Below are 3,702 nucleotides of genomic sequence, written 5' to 3'. Positions count from 1 at the left end.
GGACTTCACCTACATCTGGACGGCTGAGGGCTGGCTCTACGTCGCCGCCGTCATTGACCTCTATTCCCGCCGGGTCGTCGGCTGGTCCATGAGCGACACCATGACAGCCCAACTGGTCGCCGACGCCCTCGTCATGGCCTTGTGGCGGCGGGGTAAGCGTCAGCGCAGGGTCGCCTTCTCATGGCGTTATTGATGGGCATGCTGGCTGCTCAGCTTGAGCGGTGGGGGCATGGACGCGGTATCGGTGATTAGCAAGGAGGCGCTTCGAAGTGCTCATACGAGCGCTGCGGAGTTGCAGGGCGAGGTTCTGAGCGGGCCGGAGCGGCGGCGGCGTTGGAGCATCGAGGAGAAGCTGCGGGTTCTGGCGCAGAGTGTGGCGCCGGGGTCGTCGCCAAGCCTGACGTGCCGGATGCACGGTATCAGCACTGGCCAACTATCGACTTGGCGCAAGCAATTCCGGTCAGGCGAGTTGACGGGGTTCGTGCCGGTCTCGGTCATTGACGGCGGGGCTTTGCCCGAACCGGCCCTCGTGCCCGAGGTGCCGGAGGGCGCGCCCATGGCCGTAGGCGTGATTGAGGTCGAACTGCCGACCGGTGTGAGGTTGCGGATCACCGGTGATGTCAGCGAGGGCGCCTTGCGCCGGGTTTTGGCGGCGCTGTCGTGATCGGCATTCCCGGCAATGTTCGCCTTTATCTGGCGTGCGGCGCCACGGACATGCGCCGTGGGTTCGACAGCCTGGCCGCCCAGGTGCAGACGATGCTGAAGCTCGATCCCCATGACGGCGCGCTTTACGCCTTCCGGGGCCGTCGCGGTGACCTGATCAAGATTTTATGGTGGGACGGCCAGGGCCTCTGCCTGTTCGCCAAGCGGCTGGAGCGCGGCCGGTTTGTCTGGCCGCAGGCCAAGGAGGGCTCTGTCGCGCTCACCGCCGCCCAGGTTTCCATGCTGCTGGAGGGGATCGATTGGCGGACGCCGGTGCGGACCTGGCGGCCGGAGGCGGCGTGCTGAAGCCCGCGCGGCCCCCACGCGGCAAAGTGACTCGGATGCTGTCCACCACCCTGCCGATGGTGGCGGTTTCGGGTATAATCCGGTCCCATGATCGATGCCGCCGGAGAGATCGCCGAGCTTCGTGCCCGGCTTGCCGAACGCGAGGCTGAACTGGCCGCGGCGCGGGCGGAACTGACCGGCGCGCGCATCCTGATCGAACAGTACAAGGCCCAACTCGCCAAGTTGCGCCGGATGCAGTTCGGCCGCTCGTCGGAGAAGCTGGACCGGCAGATCGCGCAACTGGAACTAATGCTGGAAGACCTGGAGGAAGGCGAAGCGGCCCGGACGGCGCCGTCGCTGGATGCGGGGAGCGCGGCCCCGGAACGGCGCCCACGGGACCAGCGCCATCCGGTGCGTCGGCCTTTGCCAGAGCATCTGGTGCGCGAGGAGGTCATCCACTCGCCCGGTGATGTCTGCCCCGGTTGTGGCGGCACGCATTTCTCCAAGCTGGGCGAGGACGTGACCGAGGTGCTGGAGAAGGTCCCGGCCCGGCTCAAGGTGATCCGCCACATCCGGCCGAAGCTCTCCTGCCGGGCGTGCGAGGCGATCATCCAGGCAGCGGCACCGGACCTGCCGGTGGAGAAGGGGCGCCCCGGGCCCGGCCTGTTGGCCAATGTCGTGGTGTCGAAGTATCTGGACGGGCTGCCGCTCTACCGGCAATCGGCGATCCTGGCGCGCGAGGGCGTCGCGATCGAGCGCGCGACCTTGGCTGATTGGGTCGGCCATGCCGCCTGGTGGGTGGCGCCCCTGGCCGGTCTGATCGGCGCCCATGTGATGGCGGCGCCGATCATCCACACCGACGACACGCCGATCAAGGTGCTGGCCCCCGGCAACGGCCAGACCAGGCTTGGTCGCCTTTGGACCTATCTGGTCGATGAACGGCCCTGGTGCGGCGAGCGTGCGCCAGCGGCGTTCTATCGCTTCAGCCCGGACCGCAAGGGCGAGCGGCCCCGCGACCATCTCGCCGGGTTCAGCGGGGTGATCCAGGCCGACGCCTACACCGGCTATAAGGCCCTGACGCGACCGTCCAGCATCGCACCACCAACCATCGTCCACGCGGCGTGCTGGGCGCATGCGCGGCGGCACCTCTACGACCAGTACGAGAAGACCAAGTCACCGATCGCCGAGGAGGCCTTGCGCCGGATCGGGCGCCTCTATGAGGTCGAGGCCGCGATCACCGGCCTGTCGGCCGACCAGCGCCGGAACGCCCGACGGCAATTGGCCGTTCCCATCCTGGACGACCTCAAGCCATGGCTCGAGGCGCAGCGGCAGCGCCTGTCGGCGAAGAACACACTCGGCAAGGCCATCGGGTATGCACTGACCCGCTGGGACGGGACTGTCAGGAATTTCGTGCTCGGTGGGGTCGGTTTCACAATCAGGCGCTCATCGCCTTTGAGAACCGCTCACCGAACATGACGGCCATCTGGGCCTTGGCCGCTGTCCATTCGCGCGGTGGCATTTTCCAATCTTTCTCCGCCCGGTTCAAGACCAGGAACAGCAGCTTCAGGGCCGCCTCGTCATTAGGGAAGTGCCCCCTGGCGCGGACCGCCCGGCGCAGCTTGGAATTCAGCGCCTCGATGGCGTTGGTGGTGTAAAGGATCCGCCGGACCTCGCGCGGGAAGGCGAAGAAGGGAATGACCTCCTGCCACGCTCGGCGCCAGGCCTTGCCGATTGCGGCGTGTTTTTCGCCCCAGGGGCCGACCTCGAAGGCGGTCAACGCGGCCTCGGCCGCCTTGTCGTCCACGGCGTCGTAAATTGTCTTCAGGGCACCGGCGATGGCCTTGCGATCTTTCCAGGAGGCGAACTCCATGCTGTGGCGCAGCAGGTGGACGATGCAGGTCTGCACGATGGTCTCGGGATAGGCGGCAGCGATCGCTTCGGGGAAGCCTTTCAGGCCATCGACCACGGCCAGCAGAATGTCTTCAACGCCCCGGTTCTTCAGTTCGTTCAGGACCCGCAGCCAGAACTTGGCGCCTTCGTTCTGCTCGATCCAGAGGCCCAGCACTTCCTTGGTGCCGTCGGCCCGCACGCCGATGGCAACGTGGATGGCCTTGTTACGCACCAGGCTCTCATCCCGGATCTTCACCCGGATGGCATCCAGGAACACCAGCGGGTAGATCGCCTCCAGCGGTCGGTTCTGCCAGGCCGTCACTTCCTCGATCACCGCGTCCGTGACTGTCGAGATCAGGTCGGCCGATACCTCGATGCCGTAGAGTTCCCGCAGGTGCCCCGTGATCTCCCGCGTCGACATGCCCCGCGCGTACATCGAGATGATCTTCTCGTCGAAGCCCGGAAAGCGCCGCTGGTACTTGCCGATCAACTGCGGATCGAATGTCGCCGTCCGGTCCCGGGGGATGGCCAGCTCAACCGGGCCACCATCCGTCAGCACCGTCTTGCGGCCATAGCCGTTGCGCCGGTTGCCGCTCTCGTCACCAACCAGGTGATGATCCAGTTCCGCGTTCAGCGCCCGCTCCGTCAGCGCCTTCTTCAACTGATCAAGCAGCCCGTTCTGCTCAAACGCCGTCTTGGCGTCCGCACCGGCCAGCAACTGGTCCAGGATCGCGGCGGGAATAACTGGCTCTTTGCGTCGGGCCATAGAGGGTCTCCTTCTTCCTCACTATGACCCCGCCGAGCACGAAATTCCTGACAGTCCCG

At 66.3% G+C, this 3,702-nt stretch carries 4 protein-coding genes and 1 pseudogene; 4 read left to right on the top strand and 1 reads right to left on the bottom strand.

Translation table 11 applies throughout. The annotated features are described in order from the left end of the window. The 4 genes and pseudogenes from ULB03_RS27325 to tnpC form a co-directional block, all read left to right on the top strand. Positions 1 to 157 (top strand): annotated as a pseudogene (locus ULB03_RS27325) (DDE-type integrase/transposase/recombinase); the annotation flags it as partial. 72 nt (positions 158 to 229) lie between these two features. Then, positions 230 to 664 (top strand): IS66-like element accessory protein TnpA, encoded by a 435-nt coding sequence (tnpA, locus tag ULB03_RS27320; RefSeq protein WP_322481361.1) that lies wholly within the window; start codon positions 230 to 232, stop codon positions 662 to 664. Beyond that, complete coding sequence (gene tnpB, locus ULB03_RS27315; RefSeq protein WP_322481360.1) at positions 661 to 1,008, top strand: IS66 family insertion sequence element accessory protein TnpB; 348 nt, start codon at positions 661 to 663, stop codon at positions 1,006 to 1,008. The genes tnpA and tnpB overlap by 4 nt, the downstream gene beginning before the upstream one ends. An 87-nt stretch (positions 1,009 to 1,095) precedes the next feature. After that, entirely contained in the window at positions 1,096 to 2,463 is a 1,368-nt protein-coding gene (tnpC, locus tag ULB03_RS27310; protein ID WP_322485464.1) for an IS66 family transposase, read from the top strand. On the opposite strand, the gene ULB03_RS27305 is transcribed toward tnpC, so the two are convergent. Continuing rightward, positions 2,423 to 3,643 carry an IS256 family transposase gene (locus ULB03_RS27305; RefSeq protein ID WP_322486250.1) on the bottom strand — a complete coding sequence of 407 codons (1,221 nt, stop codon included), beginning with the start codon at positions 3,641 to 3,643 and terminating at the stop codon, positions 2,423 to 2,425. The genes tnpC and ULB03_RS27305 overlap by 41 nt on opposite strands. Positions 3,644 to 3,702: the final 59 nt, after the last annotated feature.

It is taken from the genome of Nitrospirillum goiasense (assembly GCF_034427435.1).
Classification (GTDB): Bacteria; Pseudomonadota; Alphaproteobacteria; order Azospirillales; family Azospirillaceae; genus Nitrospirillum.
Note: the sequence above shows the minus strand (reverse complement) of the source record. Positions and strands in the feature narration are given on the sequence as shown.